The sequence below is a fragment of the Pseudomonas sp. MYb193 genome (assembly GCF_002966775.1).
Classification (GTDB): domain Bacteria; phylum Pseudomonadota; class Gammaproteobacteria; order Pseudomonadales; family Pseudomonadaceae; genus Aquipseudomonas; species Aquipseudomonas paracarnis.
This window is the reverse complement of the sequence record NZ_CP023269.1, coordinates 54,092-80,876: the sequence shown is the minus strand read 5'-3', so window position 1 is coordinate 80,876 and position 26,785 is coordinate 54,092. Positions and strand designations below refer to the sequence as shown.

The following is a 26,785-nucleotide window of genomic DNA, read 5'->3' as shown; positions in this document are numbered from 1 at the left end:
CCAACACTTAACACAACATAGGAGCATTGAAGGGCTTCACCACCCATTCAGTAACTCTGAGTGGCAGTTCACAGGTTAAGTTCCGACAGGCTCAAAAAACTATTGGAAATAACTGACGACGGTTTCCGATCTAAACCGCTTCGCCACCACTGACGGTGATGGCAAAGCCGCGGAATCAGTGCGCCTCGTCCCAGTTATCGCCTACGCCTACGTCCACCACCAAAGGCACGTCCAACTGAGCCGCCGCGCTCATATGCTCGCGAATCTTCTCGCTGACCTGCGCGACCAGGTCTTGACGCACCTCCAGCACCAATTCGTCGTGCACCTGAAGGATGACCTTGGCATCCAGGCCCGACTCGGTCAGCCAGTTATCCACCTGCACCATGGCTTTCTTGATGATGTCCGCCGCCGTGCCCTGCATCGGCGCGTTGATCGCTGTGCGCTCGGCCGCCGCGCGCTCCTGGGGCTTGTTGGAGTTGATATCCGGCAAGTACAGGCGCCGCCCGAAGAAGGTTTCGACATACCCCTGATCCGCCGCCTGGGCGCGGGTGCGCTCCATATATTCGCGCACCCCTGGATAGCGAGCGAAGTACACATCGATGTAAGCCTTGGCGGTCTTGGTATCGACGCCGATGTCCTTGCCCAGCTTCTGGGCGCCCATGCCGTAAATCAGGCCAAAGTTGATCGCCTTGGCGCTGCGGCGCTGGTTGGACGTGACCTCATTCAACTCGACCTTGAACACTTCGGCCGCCGTGGCCGTGTGCACGTCCAGGTCATTGCGGAAGGCGTTCATCAGGCCTTCGTCCTTGGACAAATGCGCCATGATCCGCAGCTCGATCTGCGAATAGTCCGCCGCCAGCAGTTTGTAGCCCTTGGGCGCGACAAACGCCTGGCGAATGCGCCGCCCCTCGGCGGTGCGCACCGGGATGTTCTGCAGGTTCGGATCGCTGGAGGACAAGCGCCCGGTCGCCGCGACGGCCTGATGGTAAGACGTATGAATACGCCCGGTACGCGGGTTGATCTGTTCCGGCAGGCGGTCGGTATAGGTACTTTTGAGCTTGCTCATGCTGCGGTACTGCATCAGTACCTTGGGCAACGGAAAATCATCTTCGGCCAGTTTGGCCAACACTTCCTCAGCGGTGGATGCCTGGCCCTTGCCGGTTTTTTTCAGCACCGGCATGCCGAGCTTCTCGTACAGGATCGCCCCGAGCTGCTTGGGCGAGCCCAGGTTGAATTCTTCACCGGCGATCTCGTACGCCTGGCGCTCCAGCTCGACCATCTTGTTACCCAGCTCGATGCTCTGGATGCCGAGCAGATCCTTGTCTACCAGTGCGCCCTGGCGCTCGATGCGTGCCAGCACCGGCACCAGCGGGATCTCAATGTCCGTCAGCACACTGGCCAGGCTCGGGATTGCCGTCAGCTGCGCGTACAGGTGCTGGTGCAAGCGCAAGGTCACATCGGCATCTTCGGCCGCGTAAGGGCCGGCTTGCTCAAGGGCAATCTGGTCGAACGTGAGTTGCTTGGCACCTTTGCCGGCGATGTCCTGGAAACTGACCGTGTCGTGGTCCAGGTATTTCTTCGCCAGGCTGTCCATGTCATGCCGCGTCGCGGTGGAATTGAGCACGTAGGATTCGAGCATGGTGTCGAAGGCGATGCCGCGCACGGTAATGCCCTGTGCAGGGTCGCCGCCAATGGCGCAGTTGGCCAGGATGTTCATATCGAACTTGGCGTGCTGGCCCACCTTGAGTTTGGTCGGGTCTTCCAGCAGCGGTTTCAGGGCCAGCAGAACGGTGTCGCGGTCCAATTGATCCGGCGCGCCGATATAGGAATGGGTCAGCGGGATGTAGGCGGCTTCATGGGGCTGCACAGCAAACGAGACCCCGACCAATTGCGCCTGCTGGGCGTCGATGCCGGTGGTTTCGGTGTCGAAAGCAAACAACGGCGCATCGTGGAGTTTTTTCAGCCACACGTCGAAGGTAGCCTGGTCCAGAATAGTGGTGTAAACCGCCTCTACCGGTACTGATATAACAGCCTCGACCGGCATTTCGGCGGCAGGCGCAACCTCGCTCGCCGACTTGAGCTCGACACGCTTGGCATCGCGCTGGATTTCGTCGTACCAGCTCTTGAACTCAAGCAGCGTGTACAGCTCCAGCAGCTTTTCGCGATCCGGTTCGATCAGGTGCAAGTCATCCAGCCCGATATCCAGCGGCACATCGATCTTGATCGTCGCCAACTGATAGGACAGGAATGCCATCTCCTTGTGCTCCTCCAGCTTGGCCGGCAGGGTCTTGGCCCCACGGATAGGCAGGGTCGGCACAATATCCAGCTGCTCATAAAGCTCTTTGAGGCCGCCATTGACCCCTACCAGCAAGCCGGAGGCGGTCTTGGGGCCAATGCCCGGAACGCCGGGAATGTTGTCGGACGAGTCACCCATCAACGCCAGATAGTCGATGATCTGCTCCGGAGCGACGCCGAATTTCTCCTTAACGCCCTCGATGTCCATCGAGCTACCGGTCATGGTGTTGACCAAGGTAATGTGGCCGTCCACCAGCTGCGCCATGTCTTTGTCACCGGTCGAGATCACCACCGGGCGGCTGGCGGCCGCGCTGCTGCGGGCCAGGGTACCGATCACGTCATCGGCCTCGACGCCCTCGACGCACAGCAACGGGAAGCCAAGAGCGATCACGCTTTGATGCAGCGGCTCGATCTGCAGGCGCATGTCATCAGGCATGCTCGGGCGGTTGGCTTTGTATTCGGCGTACATCTCATCGCGAAAAGTCCCACCCTTGGCGTCGAAAACCACCGCAAATGGGCTGTCCGGGTACTGCTTGCGCAGGCTTTTGAGCATGTTCAACACGCCCTTGACCGCACCGGTGGGCAGGCCTTTGGAGGTGGTCAGCGGTGGCAGCGCGTGGAAGGCGCGATACAGATAAGAAGAACCGTCCACCAGGACGAGGGGCGCTTGGCTCATGAGCAGGATCAACCTTTTCGGCGGGTCAGGCGCTAGAATAGCCGGACCAATGAAAACAAAGGGACAAGGTTATCATGCGTACATTCAATCGCCTGCTGTTGACCGGTTTGATTGCACTCGCTCCGATGGCTGCCATGGCGGCAGACAGTGCCCCTGGAGGTGATCCGGAAGTTACCATTCGCACGGAAGGCGACAAAACCATCCAGGAATACCGCCAAAACGGCTTTCTGTACGCGATCAAGGTCACCCCGAAGGGCGCACCACCGTACTTTCTGGTACGTGCGGACGGCACCGACGCGAACTTCATCCGCTCTGACCAGCCGGATATGCTGATCCCGTCATGGAAGATCTTCGAATGGAAATGATTTCTTAATTTTAACCGGCGCTGCCCACCGTAGCGCCCGTAACGGCAGTTTTAACCATGTCTGTGTTCACCCCCCTGGCTCGGCCCGAGCTGGAAACCTTTCTCGCCCCTTATGGGCTCGGCCGCCTGCTTGATTTCCAGGGGATTGCCGCCGGCAGCGAAAACACCAATTTCTTTATCAGCCTGGAGCAGGGCGAGTTCGTCCTGACCCTGGTTGAGCGTGGCCCGGTGGCAGAAATGCCGTTCTTCATCGAACTGCTCGACGTGCTCCACGACGCCGACCTGCCTGTGCCGTACGCCCTGCGTACCACCGACGGCATCGCTTTGCGCGAACTCAAGGGCAAACCGGCCTTGCTGCAACCGCGCCTGGCGGGCAAGCACATCAAGGAGGCCAATGCACAGCATTGCACCCAGGTTGGCGAACTGCTCGGCCACCTGCACTTGGCCACCCAGGGCGAAAAGGTACTTGAACGCAAGACCGACCGCGGCCTGGATTGGATGCTCTGCGAGGGCGCGCAACTCATTTCGCACCTCAACGAGGCCCAGCAACGCCTGTTGCGCGATGCGCTGGCCGAGATCGACGCCCACAAGGCCGACATTCTCGGCCTGCCGCGGGCGAATGTGCACGCCGATCTGTTTCGCGATAACGCGATGTTTGAAGGCACGCACCTGACAGGCCTGATCGACTTCTACAACGCCTGTTCGGGGCCGATGCTCTACGACGTGGCCATCGCATTGAATGACTGGTGCTCGGATGCCGATGGCGTGATTGACGGTCACCGTGCCCGGGCGCTGCTGGGCGCTTACGCGGGGCTACGGGGGTTTACCGCGAAGGAAGCCGAGCTATGGCCGACCATGCTGCGCGTGGCGTGCGTACGGTTCTGGCTGTCCCGGCTGATCGCGGCCGAATCATTTGCAGGGCAGGATGTGTTGATTCATGACCCGGCTGAGTTCGAGCACCGCTTGGCGCAGCGTCAACAGGTCACGGTCCACCTGCCGTTCGCACTTTAAAAGACCGACTCGGCCAATGTGGGAGCTGGCTTGCCTGCAATAGCAGTATCGACTGACACTGCGCTATCGCGGGCAAGCCCACTCCCACAGGGGTTTTGTGTTACCTGTTAGAGCGACTCCAGGCAACCGGCCAGATCATTGCCGAGCTTTTCCAGCACCTGCTCATAACCCTGCGCGGTAGCCGGCGTATAGCCACCCAACGCATCCAATTCCGCCAACTTCACCGGCAACCCCGCCACCAGGGTTTCGGCCAACCTCGGTCGCAATGGCGGCTCGCTGAACACGCAAGTCTTGCCCACTTCCTGCAAACGCGCGCGCATCGCCGCTACGTGCTGCGCGCCCGGCTGCACTTCGGCGGCCACGCTGAACACGCCAGCATGCTTCAAACCGTACGCCTCTTCGAAGTAGTCAAAGGCTTCGTGAAACACGAAATAAGGTTTGCCATCAACGCCCGCCAAACGCTGCTTCAGGCGCGCATCCAGCGCGTTCAGGCGTTCTTCGAAGGCCTTCGCATTGCTCTGATAACGCTCGGCATTGGCTGGGTCGGCAGCGCTAAGATCGGCCGCCATCCGAATGGCGATCACACGTGCATTGACCGTGGACAGCCACAGGTGCGCATCCACACTGCCTGGGCGGTGATCGTGATCATGTTCGTCGGCTTCATCGGCATGAGAGTGGCTATCTTCGCCGAAAATGCGCAGTTTCATACCTGGCAGGTCCTGCACGGCCACCGTTGGCGCCGTACGGCCTTTGAGCACACGCGGCAAAAACGTTTCCATGTCCGGCCCGATCCAGTACAGCAGGTCCACCGACTGCACACGCCGTACGTCGGATGGGCGCAAAGCGAAGTTGTGCGGCGACGCCCCCGGCGGCAGCAATACCTCCGGAACAGCCACGCCGTCCTGCACGGCAGCGGCAATCAGTTGCAAGGGCTTGATGCTCGTCAGCACCTTGACCTCGGCCTGAGCGGCACCCGCAACGAACAAACTGGTGACAAATACGACAAAAACGGGAAAAAGTCGGGACACGATGACCACTCGATGGCGTAGGAACGGGTAACATAATAACGTCTCTATCAAATATCTGTCGCCGCTCATGCCTAAAACACCGCTTGCCAGCCGTCCCCACGACCACTCTCACTGCGTGCACACCGCATTGTCAGAGGCCGACACCCTGTGCGCAAAGAAAGGCTTGCGCCTGACCGCCTTGCGTCGCCGGGTGCTGGAGCTGGTGTGGCAGAGCCACAAGCCTTTGGGCGCGTACGACATTCTCGGCGTCCTCAGCGAGCAGGACGGCCGCCGCGCCGCGCCGCCCACCGTTTACCGTGCGTTGGATTTCCTGCTGGAAAACGGCCTGGTGCACCGTATCGCCTCGCTTAACGCCTTTGTCGGTTGCAACCACCCGGAGCACGCGCATCAGGGCCAGTTCCTGATCTGCCGCGAGTGCCACGCCGCCATTGAGCTTGAACAAAAAAGCATCAGCGACGCCATTATCAAAAGCTCTGCCGACGTCGGCTTCAAGGTCGAAGGGCAAACGGTCGAAGTGGTCGGCCTGTGCGCAGGCTGCCAGGGGGTTTGATGAGCAATGCGTTAATCCGCCTGGAGCAGGTCGGGGTCACGTTCGCCGGGCAAAACGTGCTGGAGAACATCGCACTGAGCGTGGAACCGGGGCAAATCGTCACCCTGATCGGCCCCAACGGCGCCGGCAAAACCACCTTGGTGCGCGCCGTGCTCGGGCTGCTCAAGCCCCACAGCGGCACGGTTTGGCGCAAGCCCAAGCTGCGCGTGGGCTATATGCCGCAAAAGCTGCATGTGGACCCGACATTGCCGCTCTCCGTATTGCGCTTCCTGCGCCTGGTGCCTGGCGTAGACCGCGCCCGCGCCCAGGCTGCGCTTAAGGAAGTCGGCGCCGAACACGTCATCGACAACCCGGTGCAAAGTATTTCCGGTGGCGAAATGCAGCGCGTGCTGCTGGCCCGCGCCTTGCTGCGCGAGCCCGAGCTGCTGGTACTCGATGAGCCCGTGCAAGGCGTCGATGTCGCCGGCCAGGCCGAGCTGTACAGCCTGATCACCCGCCTGCGCGACCGCCATGGTTGCGGCGTACTGATGGTCTCCCACGACTTGCACCTGGTCATGAGCACCACCGACCAAGTGGTCTGCCTCAACCGCCACGTGTGCTGCTCCGGCCACCCGGAACAGGTCAGTGGCGACCCGGCGTTCGTGGAACTGTTCGGCAAGAACGCCCAGAGCCTGGCGATCTACCATCACCACCATGACCACGCCCATGACCTGCATGGCGCCGTCGTCGATACCCCCCACGTTCATGGAGATAGCTGCAAGCATGGCTGATTTTCTGCTCTACGCCCTGCTGGCAGGCTTGGCTTTGGCACTGGTGGCGGGCCCATTGGGCTCGTTCGTGGTCTGGCGACGCATGGCCTATTTCGGCGACACCTTGTCCCATGCCGCCTTGCTGGGCGTGGCCATGGGCTTTCTGCTGGATGTAAGCCCGGCCATCGCCGTGACCGTCGGCTGCCTGCTGCTAGCCGTGCTGCTGGTGACCCTGCAGCAACGCCAGCCACTGGCCTCCGACACCCTGCTGGGCATCCTCGCACCCAGCACCTTGTCCCTGGGCCTGGTGGTGCTGAGCTTCATGCATGAAGTGCGCATCGACCTGATGGCCTACCTGTTCGGTGACCTGCTGGCGATCAGCCCGACCGACCTGGCCTGGATCCTCGGCGGCAGCGCTGCGGTGCTGGTGTTGCTGGTGGCCCTGTGGCGCCCGTTGCTGGCGATCACCGTGCATGAAGAACTGGCCAAGGTAGAAGGCTTGCCCGTCGCAGGCCTGCGTATGGCCTTGATGTTGCTCATCGCCGTGGTGATTGCTGTCGCGATGAAGATTGTCGGCGTATTGTTGATCACGTCGCTGCTGATCATTCCAGCCGCCGCCGCCCAGCGCCACGCTCGCTCTCCGGAGCAGATGGCGATTGGCGCCAGCCTCCTGGGGATGCTTGCAGTGTGTGGTGGCCTGGCGCTGTCCTGGTTCAAGGACACACCGGCCGGGCCGTCGATTGTGGTTACGGCGGCCGCCCTGTTTCTGCTGAGTTTTGTCCTGCCCCGTCGAGGGGTGTAGACTTGATCGCTTTTTGCGCAAATAGAGAGTCGCAGGAATGAAGCCGTTCACCTCCCGTTATCTGCTCCTTGCCGCATTTTCACTGCTGCTGGGCGCCTGCCAAAGTACGCCGCCCGCTGCCCCCCAGGCTCCGGATCCGCGGGCTGCGGCCATCGCGCAGCTGGAACAAAACCTGGCCAGCAGCGAATTGGCCACCGCCGAAGACCAACTGGCTGCACTACAGGCCCAATCGCCCAGCGACCCGGCACTAGAGGCCTACCAGCGTCAATTGGCCGAAGCCTACCTGCAGCGCAGCCAGATCGTGCTGCAAAAAGGCGACGTCAACGCTGCCGCCACGGCCCTGAGCCGTGCCCGCGCCCTGATGCCCAAGGCGCCTGCGCTGACCGGTGGCGTCAACAGCGCCATCAGCCATGCGCGCAAAGCCGAATTGGACCAGGCAGAAGCTGCGTTGAAAGCCGCTGAGGCCAAGCCTGCCGCCAAGGTCATCGACCCGGCAGCGCCAAGCACCACCGTGGCGCTGAACCTTGCGGATGTTGAAGACATGCGCCATCAGTTGGACGCCATCGCGACCGATGTGGTGAATTACCAGTGCGATGTCAGCATCCAGGTGCCACGCACCCAGGATTACCCGTGGCTGGCCACGTTACTGACCAAGCGGGTCAAGCGGATTGATTCGGGGTATGACCTGAAGATTCACCGGCAAATCCTGAAACATATTCCGGCGCAGGTTGTGCTGATTCCGCGCAAGGCGGATTAAAAGCATCGCAGGCAAGCCAGCTCCCACATTTGAACGGTGTGGGAGCTGGTTTGCCTACGATGACGATCTAACAAACAACCGATAAGTTAAGCCGGAATCGCCTTGGATTTCGGCTCACGCTCCCACACCCGATGCTGGGCAATCGCCGCGAAGAAGGCCTTGAACGCCTTGGCATCCGCGCCCACGATCAACCCCGCATCCGCTTCCAGCTTCAGCAGGTCCAGCAACGGCTTCACATCGCTGGCTACCGCAATCGCCTTCAGGTGTTTGTAGGCTTCCAGTACGTAATGCAACGCCACGCCATCACCGCTCAGCGCCTTCACGGACTCTTTGCCACCCGGGATAAACACTGCGTCGAAGGCAATGGACGGCATGCCTTCCATCGAGGCGTCGACCGGCAGCGTCTTGCCCTGCGCGGTGGTCACCGGCGCCGAAGTAGGCCCCAGCAACTTGGCATGGGCACCTTCAGCTTCAAGCGCGGCTTTTAACGCGTCAATGGCCGCACCATCAACGCCGTTGGCTGCCAGAATCGCCACTTTGCGCGTTTTGATATCGCCCGATAGCAAATTCACCTGGCTCAAGGCTGGCGATTCTTTCAACGAGGTTTCACGGGCAGGCACGGTGCCCTTGGTCGGCGCCGGCAAGCCCAGGTTCTGCGCAACGCGCTTGGCCAGCTCCAGGTCGATATTGGCCAGGATCTCGTTGACCTGGCGCGCACGGATGAACTCGCGCTCCACCTTGCCCAGCTCAAAACTGTAGGCCGCGATAATGTGCTCTTTCTCGTGGTGGCTCATGCTGTTGTAGAACAGCGTCGCCTGGGAGAAATGGTCACCGAAGGATTCGCTGCGCTCACGCACTTTGTTGGCATCGACGCGCTCGTAGTAGGACTCAAAGCCACCATCGGTAGGACCAGCAGGGGTTTCTTTCGGCCAACCACCATCAATAGAGTTTGGCTCGTAGGACGCACGACCCTTATCAATCACGGTGCGATGCTGAGCGTCGCGCTGGCCGTTATGAAAAGGCACGACAGGCCGGTTGATTGGAATCTCATGAAAGTTCGGCCCGCCCAGTCGGCTGATCTGGGTATCGGTGTAGGAAAACAGACGGCCCTGCAGCAATGGGTCGTTGGTGAAGTCGATGCCCGGCACGATGTGGCCCGGGCAGAACGCAACCTGCTCGACTTCAGCGAAGAAGTTGTCCGGGTTACGGTTGAGCACCATTTTGCCCAGCGGCGTGATCGGCACCAGTTCTTCTGGAATGATCTTGGTCGGGTCGAGCAAGTCGAAATCAAACGTGTGCTCGTCTTCTTCGGCCACGATCTGTACGCCCAGCTCCCACTCGGGGTAATCGCCGCTTTCAATCGCTTCCCACAGGTCACGACGGTGGTAGTCCGTATCTTTACCGGCCAGCTTTTGCGCCTCATCCCATACCAGCGAGCAGGTGCCGACTGTTGGACGCCAGTGGAACTTCACGAAGCTGGACTTACCTTCGGTATTGATCAAACGGAAGGTGTGTACCCCAAAACCCTGCATGGCGCGCAGGCTTTTTGGAATGGCGCGGTCGGACATGGCCCAGATCACCATGTGCGCGGATTCCGGTTGCAGCGAAACAAAGTCCCAGAACGTATCGTGGGCCGAACCGCCGGTAGGAATCTCGTTATGAGGCTCGGGTTTCACCGCGTGGACGAAGTCAGGAAATTTGATCGCATCCTGGATGAAGAACACCGGCATGTTGTTGCCCACCAGGTCGAAGTTGCCTTCGTCGGTGAAGAACTTCACGGCAAAACCGCGAACGTCACGCACGGTGTCGCCGGAGCCACGCGGGCCCTGCACCGTGGAAAAACGCGCGAACACCGGGGTTTTATGCTCAGGCGTGCGCAGGAAACCTGCCTTGGTCAGCGCCGAATGGTCGCCGTAACTCTGGAAATAGCCATGGGCCCCCGTACCACGGGCATGCACGATGCGCTCCGGGATGCGCTCATGGTCGAAGTGCGTGATCTTTTCACGCATGATGAAGTCTTCCAGCAGCGACGGGCCGCGGGCGCCGACTTTCAGGCTGTTCTGGTTATCGGAAATTTTCACGCCCTGGTTGGTGCGCAGGGCCTGGCCGGTTGCATCGGAACGGAATTCTTCCAACGCCTGCAGCTTGGCGTTGGTGTTGCCACGGTCAAGGGTATCAGTGCCCGCGAGTTCACTCTTCGGCGGGGTGGCTGGCTTCTTGGTACTCATCAGTCAAAACTCCTTATTCAAAGTGGCCAGAGCGGTCCCCGGCTCGTTTGAGCAAAACCCCAGGCACGGCACCTGGGAAATCGAGTTGCTTAAGTAGTGACTGACTGGGTTTTGCACCGTTCCTTTTTTATGACCTTTGGTCTCGTTATTGCCAAATCGCTGGATGGATACGAAATAAATGCTAAGAAACACTAGATGGACAGGCTAAAATGCGCGCCCGGCTAACCGCTGATCCCTTTTCAATGCGCCCCACAAGGTTCGCTACGTGATCGAGTTTCAAAACGTCCATAAAACCTACCGCGTCGCCGGTAAGGATATTCCCGCACTGCACCCCACCAGCCTGCGCGTCGAGAACGGCCAGGTGTTTGGCCTGATTGGCCACTCGGGTGCCGGTAAAAGCACCCTGTTGCGCCTGATCAACCGTCTGGAAGAGCCCAGTGGCGGCCAGATCAAGGTGGATGGCGAAGAAGTCACTGCGCTGGACGCCAACGGCCTGCGGCGCTTTCGCCAGCAGGTCGGGATGATCTTCCAGCACTTCAACTTGCTGGCGTCCAAGACCGTCGCCGACAACGTGGCGCTGCCGCTGACGCTCGCCGGCGAACTGTCGCGCAAGGAAATCGACCAGCGTGTGGCTGAGCTGCTCGCCCGCGTCGGCTTGTCGGACCACGCCAAGAAGTACCCGGCGCAGTTGTCCGGTGGCCAGAAACAGCGCGTCGGCATCGCCCGAGCCCTGGCGACCAAGCCAAAAATCCTGCTGTGCGACGAAGCCACCAGCGCCCTCGACCCGCAAACCACGGCGTCGGTCCTGCAACTGCTGGCCGAGATCAACCGCGAGCTGAACCTGACCATCGTGTTGATCACCCATGAAATGGACGTGATCCGCCGCGTATGCGACCAGGTCGCCGTGATGGACGCCGGGGTGATCGTCGAGCAAGGCTCGGTCGCCGACGTGTTCCTGCACCCCAAGCACCCGACCACCAAACGCTTCGTACAAGAAGCCGAACAGGTGGACGAAGGCGAGCAGCGCGACGACTTTGCCCATGTGCCAGGCCGTATCGTGCGCCTGACGTTCCAAGGGGACGCGACCTACGCGCCACTGCTGGGTACCGTCGCACGGGAAACCGGTGTGGACTACAGCATTCTTGCCGGTCGTATCGACCGCATCAAAGACATCCCTTACGGGCAACTGACCCTCGCCGTCACCGGCGGTGACATGGAAGCCGCGTTCGCACGCTTCACCGCTGCCGACGTTCACATGGAGGTCCTGCGCTGATGGACGTTTTCCTGAGTTTCTTCGCCAATATCGACTGGTCTGAAATCTGGCTCGCCACCGGCGACACCATGACCATGCTGTTCGGCTCGCTGTTCTTCACCGTGCTACTGGGGCTGCCCCTGGGCGTGCTGTTGTTCCTGACCAGCCCGCGCCAGCTGTTCGAACAAAAAGGCCTGTATGCACTGTTGTCGTTGATCGTGAATATCTTGCGCTCGCTGCCGTTCATCATCCTGTTGATCGTGATGATTCCGTTCACGGTACTGATCACCGGCACGTCGCTGGGTGTTGCCGGTGCGATCCCACCACTGGTCGTCGGCGCTACGCCATTCTTTGCGCGCCTGGTGGAAACCGCACTGCGCGAAGTGGACCGTGGCATCATCGAAGCCACCCAGGCCATGGGCGCCACCACCCGCCAGATCATCACCAATGCCCTATTGCCCGAGGCCCGCCCTGGCATCTTCGCGGCGATTACGGTGACGGCGATTACACTGGTTTCCTACACCGCGATGGCTGGTGTGGTCGGTGCTGGCGGCCTGGGCGACCTGGCAATCCGTTTTGGCTACCAGCGCTTCCAGACCGATGTGATGGTGGTCACTGTGGTGATGCTGTTGATTCTGGTGCAAATTCTGCAAACCGTCGGCGACCGGCTGGTGGTGCACTTTTCTCGTAAATAACGGCCATTGCCGGCACATAGCCGGCAGATGCCCGAACAAGGAGCTTGCTGGATGAAAAAACTACTGGTTGCTTTCGCCGCCGTGGCTGCGTTTTCCGCCCACGCCGAGACCATTACGGTCGCTGCTTCGCCGGTGCCTCACGCCGAAATCCTCGAATTCGTGAAGCCTGCCCTGGCCAAAGAAGGCGTGGATCTGAAGGTCAAAGTCTTCACCGACTACGTGCAGCCGAACGTACAGGTGGCTGAAAAGCGCCTGGATGCCAACTTCTTCCAGCACCAGCCGTACCTGGATGAATTCAACAAGGCCAAAGGCACTCACCTGGTGAGCGTCGGCGCTGTGCACCTGGAACCTCTGGGCGCTTACTCCAGCAAGTACAAAAAACTGGCCGACCTGCCTGACGGCGCCAACGTGGTGATCCCGAACGACGCCACCAACGGCGGCCGTGCGCTGTTGCTGCTGGCCAAGAACGGCCTGATCACCCTGAAGGACCCGACCAACATCCTGTCGACCATCAAGGACATCACCGGCAACGATAAAAACCTGAAATTCCGCGAACTGGAAGCCGCCACCCTGCCGCGCGTGCTGACCCAGGTCGACCTGGCGCTGATCAACACCAACTACGCCCTGGAAGCCAAGCTTGACCCATCCAAGGATGCCCTGGTGATCGAAGGCAGCGATTCGCCTTACGTGAACATCCTGGTAACCCGCGAAGACAACAAGGATGCGGACGCGGTGAAGAAGCTGGTTGCAGCCCTGCACACGCCTGAAGTGAAGAAATTCATCGAAGAGAAGTACAAAGGCGCGATCAAGCCGGCGTTCTGATTTCGACCTGATAGACCGATCTCCTGCTTAATGGAGATCAATAAATGTGGGAGCGGGCTTGCTCGCGAATGCGGTAGTTCAGTCAATATTTTCGGCGACTGACACCCAACTTTCGCGAGCAAGCCAGCTCCCACATTTGTCTCGCCTTGACTCTATTTGCGCTGTAGCAAACCCGGCAACTGCGCCACCAGTTTCTTGTTGTTCAACGGCGCGCGAATAAACCCACGCTGAGTACCATCCGGGCCGATCAGCGCCAGGTTACCGCTGTGGTCGACGGTGTAGTTCGGCTTGCTGGTATCCGCCGGAATGAAGGGAATGCTCACCGCATTCGAGACCTTCTGCACATCCTCCACGTTCGCGCCAGTCAGGCCTTGGAATTGTGGGTCGAAGTAACCCAGGTACTGCTTGAGCTGCGCCGGGGTATCGCGGTGCGGATCGACGCTGACCAGGATCACCTGCAACTTGTCCACAGCCTCTTTGGGCAGCTCACCCTTGATCTGGCGAAGCTGGGCGAGGGTGGTCGGGCAGATATCCGGGCAGAAGGTGTAACCGAAAAACAGCAGGCTCCACTTGCCCTTCAACTCATTGACCACCACCGGCTGGCCTTCCTGGTCGGTCATGGCCACCGCTGGCAACTGGCGGCTTTGCGGCAGCAGAATGATGCCAGCGTCGATCAGCGCAGTGGGATCGCCCTGGCCTTTGCCCGAGAGCACTTTGTTGACGGTCAGGCCCATGATCAACGCCACCAGGGCCACGAGGATGAAGACGGTTTTTTGAGTTCGAGTCATAGGTTCAACAATAAGTAGTGGTCTACGAGCAGGGCGATAAACAGCAGCAGCAAGTACCAGATAGAGTACTTGAACGTGTTGATCGCCGCGTGCGGCTGGCTGCCACGGTACAACACCCAGGCCCATTGCAGAAAGCGCGCACCCAATACCAGCGCACAGCCCAGGTAGAGCAGCCCGCTCATGTGGATAACGTAGGGCATCAAGCTCACCGCCAGCAGGGCGAAGGTGTACAGCAGGATATGCACCTTGGTGTAGTGTTCGCCATGGGTGACCGGCAGCATCGGGATGTCGGCCTTGGCGTATTCCTCTTTGCGGTGAATGGCCAGGGCCCAGAAGTGTGGCGGGGTCCAGGCGAAGATGATCAGCACCAGCAGCAAGGGTTCGGCACTCACATGCCCAGTGACAGCCACCCAGCCCAGCAGCGGCGGCGCCGCACCGGCCAGACCGCCGATGACGATATTCTGCGGCGTCGCTCGCTTGAGAAAGCCGGTATAGATCACTGCATAACCCAGCAGCGAAGCCAAGGTCAGCCAGGCCGCCAGCGGGTTGGTGAACGCCAGCAGCAGGGCTAATCCTGCAATAGCCAGGAACAACGCAAACGCTAACGCCGCCATCGGCGAGACACGCCCCTCAGCCATCGGCCGCTTGTGAGTGCGCGCCATCACGGCATCAATCCGTCGATCGACCACATGGTTCACCGCAGCCGCGCCGCCGGCACACAGGGCAATGCCGAGGTTGCCGAACACCAGCACTGCCCAGGGCACCCCGGCGCGGGTGGCAAGGAACATGCCCACCAGCGAAGTAATCAGCATCAGCACCACTACTTTGGGCTTGGTCAGCTCTAAATAGTCACGCCAGATGGCCCGGTCGCGACGTGCGCTGATCACGGTCGCCATGGCAGCTCTCCTTTAAGGGTGATAAGGCCCGACACCTGTTTGCGCGGGATAAAACGCCAGCCGAACAGGCGCGGGTGACGCACCCGAACCAGGCTGGTGCGCGCGTGATAATTGACCAGCACCAGCGTCAACAACAACGCTGCCCCGCCGGCGTTGTGTGCGACCGCCACCGGCAGGGGCAAGCCGAACGCCACATTGCTCACCCCCAGGCAGATCTGCGCAGCCAGGGCGATCAACAGCAGGCCGACCAGGCGCGTCATCCCTACTGCTCGCAGTTGCCAGGCCAAACCGAGCAGCACCAGCGTGACCAGCACGGCGCCGATGCGATGCGTCAGGTGGATGGCAGTGCGCGCTTCGCTGTCGAGCTGGCCCCCCAGGTAATTGGGGCCGATGTGCTGGGTCAGGTGAAAACCATTGGCGAAGTCTGCCGTCGGCCACCATTGGCCATGGCAGGTGGGCAAATCGACACAGGCCACCGCCGCGTAGTTGGAGCTGACCCAGCCGCCCAGGGCGATCTGCCCGATCACCAGCACCAGCCCCGCCGTCGCCCAATATTGCAGGCGCTTGGGCACGACCAGCGCCGGTAGTACGCCGGACAGCCGCAGGGTCAGCAGAAACAGCAGGCTCAAGGTCGCAAAGCCGCCCAAAAGATGCCCTGTGACCACTTGCGGCCAGAGCTTCAAGGTCACGGTCCACATGCCGAACGCCGCTTGGGCGAACACCACCGCCAGCAGGAACAGCGGTAGCTTCACCGGCTGGCCCGGATCGCGTCGATGACGCCACGAACGCGCCGCCAGCAGCGCGATCAACAGGCCCAGGCTGCCCGCGAAGTAGCGATGGGTCATCTCGGCCCAGCCTTTGTCGGCCTCCACTGGCGTGTCGGGAAAGTGCAACTCGGCATGGGCCAGTTGGGCTTCGCTTTGCGGCACGCTGATAAAGCCATAGCAGCCCGGCCAGTCCGGGCAGCCGAGACCGGCGTGAGTCAGGCGGGTATAGGCGCCGAGCAGCACGACAAACAACGCCAGAAGCGTGGCAAACAGCGCGAGGCGAAATCCAGGCTTGGCCATGAGGGTGCCCTTATCCGATGTTCGACAGTTTCAGCAGCAAGCGCAGGTCGTTGAGCAAGTCCTTGCCCTTGACCTTGGCGTCGTAGCGCAGCACCAGATTGCCGTGGGGGTCGACGATCCACAGTTGTGCCTCGCCGGGCGCGGCAGCGTTCCTGGTAAAGGTCGACACATCCAGCGGGTAGCGCTGCAGCTGTGGATATTCGGCCTTGAGCTTGGCCTCGTATTCGCTGCGCAACGGTTGCGCGCCGGCCAGGGCATGGCTGGCACGGGATGCATCCCTGCCAAGGCTGATCTGCAGCTGGCGCGCCAGGTACACCAGTTGCTGGCAATCAGCGGCACAGGCGGTGGGGGCGGTGACCAGCAGTTGCCAGCGCTGTTCATCGGCCTGCACGCCGATGTCGGCACGGGTCTGGCCGTTGCCGATCAGTTCGCCGTGATAGCTGCGGCTGTCCGGCACCCAGAACTGCAATTTGTACATGAAGGTGGCCAGCGCCATCGGGCCGATCACCATCATCAAGATCAAAATCAGCTGCCAGCGCCCCTTGCGCCGATCAGGCGTGTCAGGTGTGCTGGGTGGATTCATGGCCGCTCCCATGGGGCTTCTCCTTTTTGTTATGCCATCCGAGGTAGAGGTAAAGCGCCAGCAACGCCATGGCCATGGCGAACCATTGCACAGCGTAGGCCAGGTGTTTTTCCGGGCCCATGGCGACGACGGGCCAGGTGGTTTCGTAGGTGCCGGGGCCCGCTTCGGCACGCAATTCATAAGCAAAACCACTGCGCCCCAGTTCGCCCCACAGGGCGGCAGGGTGCAGCGCGGTAAGCAGGCGCGGCCATTGCGTGCTGGCCGGGTCGGCATGCAGTTGGAAGGTCTCGCCGGGGGCGACGTACACCCAGGCGTCGAGGTTCAGCGTCTGTTCAGGAGTAGTAAAGGCGGGCGCGATACGCCGGTCCGGCCAGGGCAGCCAGCCGCGATTGAGCAACAGCCACAGGCCGCTGGCCTGATCATGAAAGGGTTGCAGCAACTCGACACCGGCCTTGCCGTCACGCATGCGGTTATCCAGCAATACGCTGTGTTCACCATCCAGTTGCCCGCGAAGGTGAACACGACGGAAGGCTGGATCAGCCATGTCATTGAGTTGCGCACTGCTGACCGGCTCGGCGGCGCGGCGCTCGGCATAACGGTCTACCAACAGTTGCTTTTCGTGCCCGCGGGACAATTGCCAAAACCCCAGGCCCACCATCAATGGCAGCAACACCAGTACCACCAGCGTCGGCGCGATGCCCGGACGAAAGCGTTGCATGGCACTGGCTATACTCGATCTCATCGCCCCTCCCCAATTAGCCCGGAGCCAGACCATGCTCAAAGCCGCCATTGCCCTGATGCTGATCGCGACCGTCGTGAGCCTGTTCAGTGGCTTGTTCTTCCTGGTCAAGGACGAGGGCAACTCCAACCGCCTCGTCACCGCCTTGACCGTGCGTGTCACGCTGGCCGTGATCACCGTGGGCTTGATCGCCTGGGGTTTTTTCAGCGGCCAATTGGTCTCTCATGCGCCGTGGTAACCGGCGTCACAGCACATAGACAAAGAAAAACAGCCCGATCCACACCACGTCCACAAAGTGCCAATACCAACTGGCCGCCTCGAAACCGAACTGGTGCTCGGCATTGAAATGCCCGCGCAGGATGCGCATCAGCATCACAAACAGAATGATGGTGCCGATGGTCACGTGGGCGCCGTGAAAGCCCGTGAGCATAAAGAACGTCGCGCCGTACACGCCTGAACCCAGGGTGAGGCCCAACTCTTTGTAGGCGTGGATGTATTCCTCGGCCTGGAACCCAAGAAACGCCAGGCCCAGCAGCACGGTGATCGCCAACCAGAGTTTCAGCGCACCACGATGGCCTTTGCGCAGGGCATGGTGGGCAATGGTGATGGTCACGCTGGAACTCACCAGCAGGATGGTGTTGACCAATGGCAGGCCCCAGGGGCTGATGGTGCCTTTGGGCGCTGGGTAGAGCTTGGGGTCGGGGTTGTTCAGCAGGGGCCAGGCAAACTCAAAGTTCGGCCACAGCATATGGGCAATGCCCTTGGGCCCTTCGCCCGCCAACCAAGGCCCAGCCCAGACGCGCACGTAGAACAGCGCACCAAAAAAGGCGATGAAGAACATCACCTCCGAAAAGATGAACCAGGTCATGCCCCAGCGGAACGAGCGGTCCATCTGGGCGCTGTACAGCCCGGCGCGACTTTCCTTGATCACCGCGCCAAACCAGCCAAACAGCATGTAGGCCAGCAACAAACCGCCGACGAAAAAGACCCACGGCCCGTGGGATTCGGGACGCGCGGCCTTCAAGTCGTTGAACCACACGGCCAGGCCATACACGGTGACCAGCAGGCCAATCGTGGCAATTATTGGCCATTTGCTTTGCGCTGGTACGTAGTACGTATCATGAGTCGACATGTATTCGCTCTCCTGATTGAGGGGGCAAACAGTAGCTAGCCCCCAGTCCTGACGGCCACGGGCGGCTGGCGCGCAGTGATATCGAACAGCGTGTACGCCAGGGTCAAATGCTTCACATCCTTGGGCATCGCGCGGTCGACGATGAAACGTACGGGCATCTCAATGCGCTCACCGGGCTGCAACACTTGCTGGGTGAAGCAAAAGCATTCGGTCTTGTGGAAGTACATCGCCGCTTCGGCCGGGGAAATACTGGGTATTGCCTGGGCGGTCATCGGCTTATCAGTGGGGTTGTAGGCCACGAACAGCATCTCGTTGACTGCTCCGGGGTTGACCACAATCTCATCGGCCTTGGAGTGAAATTCCCAGACCATGTCGATGGCGTTGGTGGACAGAAACTGCACCCGCACTTGGCGAGAGGGGTCAACCATTTGCTCACCCTCGTACTGCCCGGCGGTCTTGCCGTTGATGCCGAACGCCTTGCACATCACGTCGTAGATCGGCACTAGGGCGAAGCCGAAGGCGAACATTGCCAGCACCAGGATCAGCAGGCGGGTGACCAGGCGCTTGAGCGGTACGGAGTCAGCCATAGCGCCCACCTGGCTTTGGACTTTCTGTGGGAGCTGGCTTGCCTGCGATGAGGATCTCAACGCCGGTAGATTCAGCGCCTGACATACCGCCATCGCGGGCAAGCCCGCTCCCACAGGGGGAGTATAGGGAGGGCTTCATTTGACCTCCGGCGGCGTGGTGAAGGTGTGATACGGCGCCGGCGAGGGCACGCTCCATTCCAGGCCTTCGGCGCCATCCCACGGTTTGGCCGGCGCAGGCGGGCCGCCACGGATGCACTTGATGACAATGAACAGAAAGAAGATCTGCGTGGCGCCGAACATGAAGGCACCAATGGACGAGACCATATTGAAGTCAGCGAACTGCAGGTTGTAGTCCGGCACCCGGCGCGGCATACCGGCCAGCCCCACAAAGTGCATGGGGAAGAACGCCATGTTCATACCCACGAAAGACAACCAGAAGTGCAACTTGCCCAAGGTTTCGTCGTACATGTGGCCGGTCCATTTCGGCAGCCAGTAGTAAGCCGAAGCGAAGATCCCGAAGATCGCGCCGGGCACCAGTACGTAATGGAAATGCGCCACCACAAAGTAGGTGTCGTGGTACTGGAAGTCCGCCGGGGCAATCGCCAGCATCAGCCCGGAGAAGCCGCCGATGGTGAACAGGATCACAAAGGCCACCGCAAACAACATCGGCGTCTCGAACGTCAGTGAGCCTTGCCACATGGTGCTGACCCAGTTGAACACCTTCACCCCGGTGGGCACGGCGATCAGCAGGGTGGCGTACATGAAGAACAGCTCACCCACCAGCGGAATGCCCACCACAAACATGTGGTGCGCCCACACGATGAACGACAGGAACGCGATGCTCGCGGTGGCGTAGACCATCGAGGTGTAACCGAACAGCGGCTTGCGCGAGAAGGTCGGGATGATCGAGCTGACCGCGCCAAAGGCCGGCAGGATCATGATGTACACCTCGGGATGCCCGAAGAACCAGAACACATGCTGGAACAGCACGGGATCGCCACCACCGGCCGCACTGAAGAAGCTGGTGCCGAAGTGGATATCCATCAGCATCATGGTCACGCAGCCCGCCAGTACCGGCATCACCGCGATCAGCAGGAATGCGGTGATCAGCCAGGTCCATACGAACAGCGGCATTTTCATCAGGGTCATGCCCGGCGCACGCAGGTTGAGGATGGTGGCGACCACGTTGATCGCGCCCATGATCGAACTGATGCCCATCAGGTGGATGGCAAAGATAAAGAACGTCACGCTTTCCGGCGCATAGGTGGTGGAGAGCGGGGCGTAGAAGGTCCAGCCGAAATTCGGCCCGCCGCCGGGCGTGAACAAGGTGGACACCAGCAGCAGGAACGCCGCCGGCAGCAGCCAGAAGCTGAAATTGTTCATGCGCGGCAGGGCCATGTCCGGCGCGCCGATCATCAGCGGGATCATCCAGTTGGCCAACCCGACAAAGGCAGGCATCACTGCGCCGAATACCATGATCAACCCGTGCATGGTGGTCATCTGGTTGAAGAACGCCGGCTGCACGATCTGCAGGCCCGGCTGAAACAACTCGGCGCGGATCACCATGGCGAACGAGCCGCCGAGCAGGAACATGGTGAAGGCGAACCACAGGTACATGGTGCCGATGTCTTTGTGGTTGGTGGTCAGCACCCAGCGCATCAGGCCCTTGGCGGGGCCGTGGGCGTGGTCGGCATGACCATGGTCGATCACAGTGCTCATGGCCGTTCTCCTGCAAGCGAGTGAGCGGGACGATTCAGGGCATTGGCAATGAAAGTCGTCATTTGCTTTCCGCCTGTTTCAGAGCCAGCACGTCTTTGGGCGTGACCATGTCGCCTTTGTTATTGCCCCAGGCGTTACGCTCATAGGTCACCACAGCGGCGATATCCACTTCCGAGAGCTGCTTGCCGAAAGCTGCCATCGCGGTGCCGGGCTTGCCGTGATACACGATGCTCAGATGGTCTTTGGCCGGCCCCGTGGCGATTTTCGAACCCTTGAGCGCCGGGAACATCGGTGGCAAGCCTTGGCCCTCAGCCTGGTGACAGGCCACGCAAGTGGTGTGATAGACCTTGTCGCCACGGGCCACCAGTTCGTCCAGCGTCCACTCCTTGGAGGTCAACTCCTTGAGCTTGGCGGCCTCCTCCTTGCGCTCGCCCAGCCAGGTGTCGTAGTCGGCCTTGGACTTGACCTCCACCACGATGGGCATGAAGCCATGGTCCTTGCCACACAGTTCAGCGCACTGACCACGGTAGATGCCGGGCTTCTCGACGCGGGTCCAGGCCTCGTTGACGAAGCCAGGGATAGCATCGCGCTTGACCGCAAAGGCCGGCACCCACCAGGAGTGGATCACATCGGCGGCGGTAACGAGAAAGCGCACCTTGGCGCCCACCGGCAATACCAGCGGCTGGTCGACTTCCAACAGGTAGTGCTCGCCCTTGGTGGCCTGGTTATGGATCTGCTCGGCGGGTGTGGCCAGGTTGCTGAAGAACTCCACATCCTGGCCCAGGTATTTGTAGTGCCACTTCCACTGATAGCCGGTGACCTGGATATCGATATCCGACTCACTGCTGTCGTAGATGTTGATCAGGGTCTTGGTGGCCGGAATGGCCATGGCCACCAGGATCAGCAAGGGCACCACGGTCCAGAGGATTTCCACGGTGGTACTTTCGTGGAACTTCGCCGCTACCTGGCCCGTGGACCGGCGGTGCAGGATCATCGACCAGAACATCGCGCCAAACACGACGATGCCGATTACCACACAGATCCAGAAAATGGTCATGTGCAGGTCAAACACAGCGTGGCTGACTTCAGTAGCCCCTGGCGCCATATTCGTAGTCCAGGCGGCGTGCGCCTGGCCGAATACCGACCACAACAGGAGGCCCATCCAAACGTGTGGATGTCGCGTCATTGCGGGTTCCCCTTTATGTTTCTTGTTATCCCGCCGGTTTGCACCTGCGGCGAAGGGAGCGGCTTCCATACTGCTTACAACCGCCAAGCCTTGCCTGCGTCATGCAGTTGGGCGTCATCAGCTAATTGCGTACAAAATCGAGTATAGACAGCCGTAGCAACCCCGCAATGTGTGGGGGCAAATGAATAGAAACAGACAGACGGAGCCCGTAAAATGGGCGGCGGAATCGTTTATCCGACGAACGATGGCATTTCGATATAACCCCTGCCTATAACCATGAAATAATTATGACAAATGCGTCTTAGGCGCTCGTATAAACGAACTACCTTATCTTCTCCCTTTTCCTACGCCTGCTTCACTGGAGCCTTCATGAACACCGCCGCATTGCGCGAGCAGATTTCCCGTGCCCATCAACACGAAGCCAGCACCGGCCAGCTTGCCATTCAGCTGGAACAACAATTGCCGCACCTGCACTCGGCCATTTCCCTGGCTGACGAGGATCGCAATATCGTCATGACGCGCTTTGTGACCGCCTACATCGACCTGGTTCCTGACTTGCTCGACGCCGCCAATGACGTGGCCCGTGAGGCCGGGATTGAAAGCCAGATCAAACCGGTACTGAAAATCGCTGAACATTTTTTCCTGCAGCCGCCAGCGATTCTGGCCGGCCACGACGGCCTTGATGGCCTGCTGGATGAGGCCTACCTGGCGCATCGCCTGGTCGAAGAAGTGAACGATCTGTATATCAAGCATTTTGGCCAGCCGCTGATTCCAGCGGATACCACCGTGGCCAACGTGATCGCCCACCAACTGATCGGTGAAGACTTCGCCAACCAATTGGATGAAGCCGTGCACCTGGCGGTGGATGAGATGCTTAACGAGGAAAGCTTTGCGCTGGAGTCGGTCGAGGCCTATCGCGAACAGCTCAAGAGCCCGCAGACCGAAGCGTCCTGGAAGCGCTGGCCGTGCCTGTCGCGCCAGCTTGGGGTTGAGCTGTCGCTGGATCAACCTGCGTAAATCGTCCGGCTTACAAAGATCAACTGTGGGAGCCGGGCTTGCCCGCGATTGGCGGAGTATCAGCCAACAGTTTAGTTGACTGAATCACCGCCAATCGCGGGCAAGCCCGGCTCCCACAGTTTTTTGAGGGGGTCAGGCAGGCGCTGAGCCGATCCCCACTGTCGTTCTCACCCGACCTTCCAGCCGACGCTTCAAACCGCGAGCCTCGATCACCAACGTCGAGCCCTTGGCCGCATTGGCCCGGCCCCATTCTTCCAGCAACTCCAGGCAAGAGTGGTCAATGTAACTCAAGTTGCTCAACGGCACATGCAGGGTGGTCCCCGCAGGTACCGCCGACAACACCTGAGTCAACGCCGGCACCTTCAGAAAGGTCGCCGCCCCCGTCAAACGCAGCTCCATCTCACCTTCCTGAGGCAGGTCGATAAGGCTGACTTTCAGGCGCGACGCCTTGAAAGCCAGCTTCACCAATGTAAGCCCAAACCCTACCAGCACACCGGTCAGCAAATCGGTGAAGATGATTGCCAGCGCGGTGGCCGCATAGGTGAACATCGGCATCCGCCCATAGCGGCCCAGCGCCTTGAACGCCTTGACGTCTACCAGCTTGATGCCGGTGTACACCAGCACACCCGCCAGGCTCGCGACCGGAATGCTCTGCAGCACGCTCGACAGCAAGAGCACGAAACCCAGCAGCCACAGGCCATGGAACATCGCCGACAGACGCGTGGTTGCCCCGGCCTGGACGTTAGCCGAGCTGCGCACGATCACGCCGGTCATGGGCAATGCTCCCACCAGGCCGCAGAGCATGTTGCCCACACCTTGGGCCGACAATTCCTTGTCGAAATCGGAACGTTGACCACTGTGCATGCGGTCCACCGCCGCGGCAGACAGCAGGGTTTCGGCACTGGCAATAAACGCCACGGCGAATGCCGCGATCAGCAACTGTGGATCTGCCAGGTTCAGCAAGTCGCTGGGGCGCAGCCAGTCGATAGCGTCCGCCAGGTTTTCCGGGACTTCCACGCGCTTGACCTGCAACGCCAGCACCAGGCTGGCAACAGTCGCCAGGCCCACGCCAAGCAACGCGCCAGGCACAAACCGCAGTTGTTGCGGGCGGAATTTGTCCCACAGGTACATCACCAACATCGTCGACAAACCGAGTACGCCAGCCTGCCAGCCGAGCCCGCCGCCGAAGGTAGGAATTGCTGCAGCCAGCGCTGCCGGGAAGCCGGCCAGGTTATCCAGCCCTGATGGCTTGGGCGCGCCGTCGAGCATCACATGAACCTGCGACAGCACGATCAACACGCCAATCCCGGCCAACATGCCGTAGACCACCGCCGGCGCGGTGACGCGAAACCAGCAGCCCAGGCGCAAACGCCCGGCCACCAATTGCAGGAAGCCGGCCAACAACAGGATCGGCCCCAGCATCAGCATGCCGTGCTGGCGCACCAGCTCGAACACCAGCACCGCCAGACCCGCCGCCGGGCCGCTGACCTGCAGCGGCGAGCCGGCCAACCAGCCCACCACCAGGCCGCCGATGATGCCAGTGATCAGGCCCTTGGCCGGCGGCATGCCGGACGCAATCGCGATGCCCATGCACAGTGGCAAGGCGACCAGAAAAACAACCACCGAGGCAAGCAGCTCCCGTGGCAATACAGCTTTCAATTGAGCAGCACGCATGATGACTCTCCCGAGGCATTCGCCGGGCGCGGTAAAGCCTGGCTGCATCCATGGCAGCCACCGCATTACCCGGCAGGGAAGTGTTTTAGAAGCGCGCTTTAGGCGTCGCTGAAGGGATCGGCTCGGTGCCGTTCAGCGGTCGGAACGCCGCTTTGTCCGCATCGTAGGCCCGAATTTCGCTGGTCTCGATGTTGTAGATCCAACCATGGATAAACAAATGACCATTGGCCATGCGCGAAGCCACGGAGGGGTGTGTGCGCAAGTGTTGCAGTTGGGCGATGACGTTTTCTTCGGTCAGCACCGCCATGCTCTCGCCTTCGTTGGCGCAGTCGCAGTTGTCATGGACCATGGTCTTGGCGACCTCGGCGTGACGCAACCAGGCCTTGACCGTTGGCATCTTTTCCAGACTGTCGGGGTTGAGCACGGCACGCATGGCGCCGCAGTCCGAATGCCCGCACACGATGATGTGCTGTACGCCAAGGGCGAGCACAGCGTATTCGATAGCCGTGGAAACACCGCCGTTCATCTGGCCGTAGGGCGGCACCACGTTACCGACGTTACGGGTCACGAACAGGTCGCCTGGGGAGCTCTGGGTGATCAGCTCGGGCACGATGCGCGAGTCGGCGCAGGTGATGAACATCGCCCGTGGGCTCTGGGCGGTGGCGAGTTTCTTGAAGAGTTCTTCCTGCTGGGGGAAGACGTCGTGATGGAAATGCAAAAAGCCGTCAACGATATGCTGCAGCGCTGCATCGGCGGATTCCGCCACCTGAGGGGCTGAAGCCGACGCAGCCAACGGCTGTTTATCCTTGTCACTCATGATTCATCCTCTTGATCAATGCAGGGGAGGGTTCAGGTCAGTTCGACGCCATGGCGGTGAAATAGTTGTAAAACAAGCACCGGCCAGGCCGCCGACTCATCAGTCACTCGCTGAACAAGGTAACCGTCGAAACTTAACTCAAACTGAATGAACCGCTCTAGAACGCGGGTTTCAGTGATGTCAAAACGCGACTATTCCTACAGCAAAGGTGCACATCTCTCCCTCAGTCTACAACAAAGCCATCTGCCTGCCCGGTGGGCAAAACGCCGTGCAATCAAGGTTGAACCCTTCCCGCCGATTCAGCCCCAGACGCTTGATCGCCTTGCTGAAACGCTGCGCCAGCAAATCGGCAAACGGCCCTTCACCGCGCATACGCACGCCAAACCGGCTGTCATACACCTCACCCCCGCGTACTTGACGCACCAGGCTCATCACATGGGCGGCTCGCTGGGGGTAATGGGCCGCCAGCCACTCCTCGAACAACGGCGCCACCTCCAACGGCAGGCGCAGCATCATATACGCCGCGCTTTGTGCGCCGGCCGCGTGAGCTTCGGTAAGCAGGCTCTCCAGCTCGCTGTCGTTGATCATCGGGATCATTGGCGAACAAAGCACGCCCACCGGGATACCTGCGTCGCGCATTACCCGAATCGCCCGCAGCCGTGCCTTGGGGGCCGCCGTGCGCGGTTCCAGGATGCGCTTGAGCTCGTCGTCCAGGCTGGTGAGGCTGATCATCACCGCCACCAGCCGCTGGCGGGCCAACTCGGTCAGCAGGTCGAGGTCGCGCAGGATCAGCGAGCCCTTGGTGATGATCGTCACTGGGTGGCGGTAGCGCAGCAGTACTTCAAGGGTTTGCCGGGTGATCCGGTATTCGCGCTCGATTGGCTGGTACGGATCGGTATTGGAGCCCAGGTTGATCGGCGCACACACGTAGCCCGGCTTGGACAGCTGCTGTTCCAGCACATCGGCCGCATTGCTCTTGGCAATCAATCTGGTTTCAAAGTCCAGCCCGGGCGACATGTCCCAATAGGCATGGCTGGGCCGCGCATAGCAGTAGATGCAACCATGTTCACAACCACGATACGGGTTGATCGATCGATCAAACGGCAAGTCCGGCGAGTTGTTGCGGGTGATGATGGTCTTGGCCGTTTCGATACGCACTTCGGTGCCTTGGGTCGGCGGCACTTCCTGGTACCAACCGTCGTCCTCGGCCACGCTGACGGTGGGTGCAAAGCGATTATGCAGATTGGTGGCCGTACCCCGGCCACGGGGCGGCAGCGCAGTAGACATGAAAACGCCTCGATACTGTTTTTATATACAGTATCGAGGCGCGAGGTTTCTGACCAGTGCCGTT

At 60.6% G+C, this 26,785-nt stretch carries 26 protein-coding genes; 11 read left to right on the top strand and 15 right to left on the bottom strand.

All coding sequences use genetic code 11. The annotated features are described in order from the left end of the window. Positions 1 to 175: 175 nt before the first annotated feature. Entirely contained in the window at positions 176 to 2,971 is a 2,796-nt protein-coding gene (polA, locus tag CLM72_RS00385; protein ID WP_105225300.1) for a DNA polymerase I, read from the bottom strand. A gap of 74 nt (positions 2,972 to 3,045) precedes the next feature. On the opposite strand from polA, the gene CLM72_RS00380 reads away from it, so the two are divergent. Together CLM72_RS00380 and CLM72_RS00375 are read left to right on the top strand one after the other, a co-directional pair. Next, the gene (locus tag CLM72_RS00380) at positions 3,046 to 3,336 is read left to right on the top strand and encodes a DUF2782 domain-containing protein (RefSeq protein WP_016978788.1); all 291 of its coding nucleotides are present in this window, start codon (positions 3,046 to 3,048) and stop codon (positions 3,334 to 3,336) included. Positions 3,337 to 3,392: 56 nt separating this feature from the next. Beyond that, a complete protein-coding gene (locus CLM72_RS00375) occupies positions 3,393 to 4,346 on the top strand; it encodes a homoserine kinase (RefSeq protein ID WP_105225299.1) in 954 nt (317 codons plus the stop codon). 107 nt (positions 4,347 to 4,453) lie between these two features. Here the strand turns inward: CLM72_RS00375 and CLM72_RS00370 are convergent, their stop codons facing one another. Then, on the bottom strand, positions 4,454 to 5,383 hold the full coding sequence (locus CLM72_RS00370) for a zinc ABC transporter substrate-binding protein (protein ID WP_105225298.1): 930 nt from the start codon (positions 5,381 to 5,383) through the stop codon (positions 4,454 to 4,456). 58 nt (positions 5,384 to 5,441) lie between these two features. On the opposite strand from CLM72_RS00370, the gene zur reads away from it, so the two are divergent. Genes zur through CLM72_RS00350 form a run of 4 tightly spaced genes read left to right on the top strand, consistent with a single transcriptional unit; the run spans position 5,442 to position 8,232 of the window. Next, positions 5,442 to 5,924 (top strand): zinc uptake transcriptional repressor Zur, encoded by a 483-nt coding sequence (gene zur / locus CLM72_RS00365; RefSeq protein ID WP_014716336.1) that lies wholly within the window; start codon positions 5,442 to 5,444, stop codon positions 5,922 to 5,924. Next, positions 5,924 to 6,694 carry a zinc ABC transporter ATP-binding protein ZnuC gene (znuC, locus tag CLM72_RS00360; RefSeq protein ID WP_003187361.1) on the top strand — a complete coding sequence of 257 codons (771 nt, stop codon included), beginning with the start codon at positions 5,924 to 5,926 and terminating at the stop codon, positions 6,692 to 6,694. Before zur ends, znuC begins: the two co-directional genes overlap by 1 nt. Then, positions 6,687 to 7,475, top strand: a complete 789-nt coding sequence (gene znuB, locus CLM72_RS00355; protein WP_034129232.1) for a zinc ABC transporter permease subunit ZnuB — start codon at positions 6,687 to 6,689, stop codon at positions 7,473 to 7,475. The genes znuC and znuB overlap by 8 nt, the downstream gene beginning before the upstream one ends. A 37-nt stretch (positions 7,476 to 7,512) precedes the next feature. Then, positions 7,513 to 8,232, top strand: a complete 720-nt coding sequence (locus CLM72_RS00350) for a PA5502 family lipoprotein (RefSeq protein ID WP_105225297.1) — start codon at positions 7,513 to 7,515, stop codon at positions 8,230 to 8,232. Positions 8,233 to 8,318: 86 nt separating this feature from the next. Here CLM72_RS00350 and katE read toward each other — a convergent pair whose 3' ends face one another. Then, on the bottom strand, positions 8,319 to 10,460 hold the full coding sequence (katE, locus tag CLM72_RS00345) for a catalase HPII (protein WP_105225296.1): 2,142 nt from the start codon (positions 10,458 to 10,460) through the stop codon (positions 8,319 to 8,321). A 265-nt stretch (positions 10,461 to 10,725) separates the two neighbouring features. Here katE and CLM72_RS00340 point away from each other — a divergent pair, with 265 nt between their 5' ends. The 3 genes from CLM72_RS00340 to CLM72_RS00330 are packed head-to-tail and all read left to right on the top strand — an operon-like array spanning position 10,726 to position 13,229. Continuing rightward, positions 10,726 to 11,733: a methionine ABC transporter ATP-binding protein gene (locus CLM72_RS00340; protein ID WP_034129230.1), complete on the top strand. Its 1,008-nt coding sequence runs from the start codon at positions 10,726 to 10,728 to the stop codon at positions 11,731 to 11,733. Next, on the top strand, positions 11,733 to 12,407 hold the full coding sequence (locus CLM72_RS00335) for a methionine ABC transporter permease (RefSeq protein WP_003187354.1): 675 nt from the start codon (positions 11,733 to 11,735) through the stop codon (positions 12,405 to 12,407). Before CLM72_RS00340 ends, CLM72_RS00335 begins: the two co-directional genes overlap by 1 nt. 51 nt (positions 12,408 to 12,458) lie before the next feature. Then, a complete protein-coding gene (locus CLM72_RS00330; protein WP_003187353.1) occupies positions 12,459 to 13,229 on the top strand; it encodes a MetQ/NlpA family ABC transporter substrate-binding protein in 771 nt (256 codons plus the stop codon). A 152-nt stretch (positions 13,230 to 13,381) separates the two neighbouring features. Here CLM72_RS00330 and CLM72_RS00325 read toward each other — a convergent pair whose 3' ends face one another. Genes CLM72_RS00325 through CLM72_RS00305 form a run of 5 tightly spaced genes read right to left on the bottom strand, consistent with a single transcriptional unit; the run spans position 13,382 to position 17,305 of the window. Beyond that, positions 13,382 to 14,017 (bottom strand): SCO family protein, encoded by a 636-nt coding sequence (locus tag CLM72_RS00325; RefSeq protein WP_105225295.1) that lies wholly within the window; start codon positions 14,015 to 14,017, stop codon positions 13,382 to 13,384. Next, on the bottom strand, positions 14,014 to 14,913 hold the full coding sequence (gene cyoE / locus CLM72_RS00320) for a heme o synthase (RefSeq protein WP_105225294.1): 900 nt from the start codon (positions 14,911 to 14,913) through the stop codon (positions 14,014 to 14,016). Before cyoE ends, CLM72_RS00325 begins: the two co-directional genes overlap by 4 nt. Continuing rightward, positions 14,901 to 15,980, bottom strand: a complete 1,080-nt coding sequence (locus CLM72_RS00315) for a heme A synthase (protein ID WP_105225293.1) — start codon at positions 15,978 to 15,980, stop codon at positions 14,901 to 14,903. Before CLM72_RS00315 ends, cyoE begins: the two co-directional genes overlap by 13 nt. Before the next feature lie 10 nt (positions 15,981 to 15,990). Continuing rightward, on the bottom strand, positions 15,991 to 16,575 hold the full coding sequence (locus CLM72_RS00310; protein WP_105225292.1) for a hypothetical protein: 585 nt from the start codon (positions 16,573 to 16,575) through the stop codon (positions 15,991 to 15,993). Further along, positions 16,541 to 17,305 (bottom strand): SURF1 family protein, encoded by a 765-nt coding sequence (locus CLM72_RS00305; RefSeq protein ID WP_105225291.1) that lies wholly within the window; start codon positions 17,303 to 17,305, stop codon positions 16,541 to 16,543. Before CLM72_RS00305 ends, CLM72_RS00310 begins: the two co-directional genes overlap by 35 nt. A 31-nt stretch (positions 17,306 to 17,336) precedes the next feature. Between CLM72_RS00305 and CLM72_RS00300 the strand changes: the two genes are divergently transcribed. Continuing rightward, a complete protein-coding gene (locus CLM72_RS00300; RefSeq protein ID WP_003187345.1) occupies positions 17,337 to 17,540 on the top strand; it encodes a twin transmembrane helix small protein in 204 nt (67 codons plus the stop codon). A gap of 6 nt (positions 17,541 to 17,546) precedes the next feature. Here the strand turns inward: CLM72_RS00300 and CLM72_RS00295 are convergent, their stop codons facing one another. The 4 genes from CLM72_RS00295 to coxB form a co-directional block, all read right to left on the bottom strand. Next, entirely contained in the window at positions 17,547 to 18,434 is an 888-nt protein-coding gene (locus tag CLM72_RS00295) for a cytochrome c oxidase subunit 3 (protein WP_105225290.1), read from the bottom strand. Between the two features lie 35 nt (positions 18,435 to 18,469). Further along, a complete protein-coding gene (locus CLM72_RS00290) occupies positions 18,470 to 19,021 on the bottom strand; it encodes a cytochrome c oxidase assembly protein (RefSeq protein WP_003187340.1) in 552 nt (183 codons plus the stop codon). 135 nt (positions 19,022 to 19,156) lie between these two features. Next, positions 19,157 to 20,740 carry a cytochrome c oxidase subunit I gene (ctaD, locus tag CLM72_RS00285; RefSeq protein WP_003187339.1) on the bottom strand — a complete coding sequence of 528 codons (1,584 nt, stop codon included), beginning with the start codon at positions 20,738 to 20,740 and terminating at the stop codon, positions 19,157 to 19,159. Between the two features lie 58 nt (positions 20,741 to 20,798). Continuing rightward, the gene (coxB, locus tag CLM72_RS00280; protein ID WP_032894328.1) at positions 20,799 to 21,926 is read right to left on the bottom strand and encodes a cytochrome c oxidase subunit II; all 1,128 of its coding nucleotides are present in this window, start codon (positions 21,924 to 21,926) and stop codon (positions 20,799 to 20,801) included. Between the two features lie 369 nt (positions 21,927 to 22,295). Here coxB and CLM72_RS00275 point away from each other — a divergent pair, with 369 nt between their 5' ends. Further along, complete coding sequence (locus CLM72_RS00275; RefSeq protein ID WP_105225289.1) at positions 22,296 to 22,943, top strand: hypothetical protein; 648 nt, start codon at positions 22,296 to 22,298, stop codon at positions 22,941 to 22,943. 132 nt (positions 22,944 to 23,075) lie between these two features. Here the strand turns inward: CLM72_RS00275 and CLM72_RS00270 are convergent, their stop codons facing one another. The 3 genes from CLM72_RS00270 to CLM72_RS00260 all read right to left on the bottom strand — a co-directional run bounded on the left by CLM72_RS00270 (position 23,076) and on the right by CLM72_RS00260 (position 26,721). Then, a complete protein-coding gene (locus CLM72_RS00270; protein ID WP_105225288.1) occupies positions 23,076 to 24,617 on the bottom strand; it encodes a SulP family inorganic anion transporter in 1,542 nt (513 codons plus the stop codon). Between the two features lie 85 nt (positions 24,618 to 24,702). Beyond that, positions 24,703 to 25,434 (bottom strand): carbonic anhydrase, encoded by a 732-nt coding sequence (locus CLM72_RS00265; RefSeq protein WP_003187331.1) that lies wholly within the window; start codon positions 25,432 to 25,434, stop codon positions 24,703 to 24,705. Positions 25,435 to 25,662: 228 nt separating this feature from the next. Then, positions 25,663 to 26,721 (bottom strand): PA0069 family radical SAM protein, encoded by a 1,059-nt coding sequence (locus CLM72_RS00260; protein ID WP_105225287.1) that lies wholly within the window; start codon positions 26,719 to 26,721, stop codon positions 25,663 to 25,665. Between the last annotated feature and the right edge of the window lie 64 nt (positions 26,722 to 26,785).

Bases quoted from the DNA above. Each gene is read 5' to 3' on its own strand.
- polA (WP_105225300.1), bottom strand. From the start codon at position 2,971: ATGAGCCAAGCGCCCCTCGTCCTGGTGGACGGTTCTTCTTATCTGTAT.
- CLM72_RS00380 (WP_016978788.1), top strand. From the start codon at position 3,046: ATGCGTACATTCAATCGCCTGCTGTTGACCGGTTTGATTGCACTCGCT.
- CLM72_RS00375 (WP_105225299.1), top strand. From the start codon at position 3,393: ATGTCTGTGTTCACCCCCCTGGCTCGGCCCGAGCTGGAAACCTTTCTC.
- zur (WP_014716336.1), top strand. From the start codon at position 5,442: ATGCCTAAAACACCGCTTGCCAGCCGTCCCCACGACCACTCTCACTGC.
- znuC (WP_003187361.1), top strand. From the start codon at position 5,924: ATGAGCAATGCGTTAATCCGCCTGGAGCAGGTCGGGGTCACGTTCGCC.
- znuB (WP_034129232.1), top strand. From the start codon at position 6,687: ATGGCTGATTTTCTGCTCTACGCCCTGCTGGCAGGCTTGGCTTTGGCA.
- CLM72_RS00350 (WP_105225297.1), top strand. From the start codon at position 7,513: ATGAAGCCGTTCACCTCCCGTTATCTGCTCCTTGCCGCATTTTCACTG.
- katE (WP_105225296.1), bottom strand. From the start codon at position 10,460: ATGAGTACCAAGAAGCCAGCCACCCCGCCGAAGAGTGAACTCGCGGGC.
- CLM72_RS00335 (WP_003187354.1), top strand. From the start codon at position 11,733: ATGGACGTTTTCCTGAGTTTCTTCGCCAATATCGACTGGTCTGAAATC.
- CLM72_RS00330 (WP_003187353.1), top strand. From the start codon at position 12,459: ATGAAAAAACTACTGGTTGCTTTCGCCGCCGTGGCTGCGTTTTCCGCC.
- CLM72_RS00325 (WP_105225295.1), bottom strand. From the start codon at position 14,017: ATGACTCGAACTCAAAAAACCGTCTTCATCCTCGTGGCCCTGGTGGCG.
- cyoE (WP_105225294.1), bottom strand. From the start codon at position 14,913: ATGGCGACCGTGATCAGCGCACGTCGCGACCGGGCCATCTGGCGTGAC.
- CLM72_RS00315 (WP_105225293.1), bottom strand. From the start codon at position 15,980: ATGGCCAAGCCTGGATTTCGCCTCGCGCTGTTTGCCACGCTTCTGGCG.
- CLM72_RS00310 (WP_105225292.1), bottom strand. From the start codon at position 16,575: ATGGGAGCGGCCATGAATCCACCCAGCACACCTGACACGCCTGATCGG.
- CLM72_RS00305 (WP_105225291.1), bottom strand. From the start codon at position 17,305: ATGAGATCGAGTATAGCCAGTGCCATGCAACGCTTTCGTCCGGGCATC.
- CLM72_RS00300 (WP_003187345.1), top strand. From the start codon at position 17,337: ATGCTCAAAGCCGCCATTGCCCTGATGCTGATCGCGACCGTCGTGAGC.
- CLM72_RS00295 (WP_105225290.1), bottom strand. From the start codon at position 18,434: ATGTCGACTCATGATACGTACTACGTACCAGCGCAAAGCAAATGGCCA.
- CLM72_RS00290 (WP_003187340.1), bottom strand. From the start codon at position 19,021: ATGGCTGACTCCGTACCGCTCAAGCGCCTGGTCACCCGCCTGCTGATC.
- ctaD (WP_003187339.1), bottom strand. From the start codon at position 20,740: ATGAGCACTGTGATCGACCATGGTCATGCCGACCACGCCCACGGCCCC.
- coxB (WP_032894328.1), bottom strand. From the start codon at position 21,926: ATGACGCGACATCCACACGTTTGGATGGGCCTCCTGTTGTGGTCGGTA.
- CLM72_RS00275 (WP_105225289.1), top strand. From the start codon at position 22,296: ATGAACACCGCCGCATTGCGCGAGCAGATTTCCCGTGCCCATCAACAC.
- CLM72_RS00270 (WP_105225288.1), bottom strand. From the start codon at position 24,617: ATGCGTGCTGCTCAATTGAAAGCTGTATTGCCACGGGAGCTGCTTGCC.
- CLM72_RS00265 (WP_003187331.1), bottom strand. From the start codon at position 25,434: ATGAGTGACAAGGATAAACAGCCGTTGGCTGCGTCGGCTTCAGCCCCT.
- CLM72_RS00260 (WP_105225287.1), bottom strand. From the start codon at position 26,721: ATGTCTACTGCGCTGCCGCCCCGTGGCCGGGGTACGGCCACCAATCTG.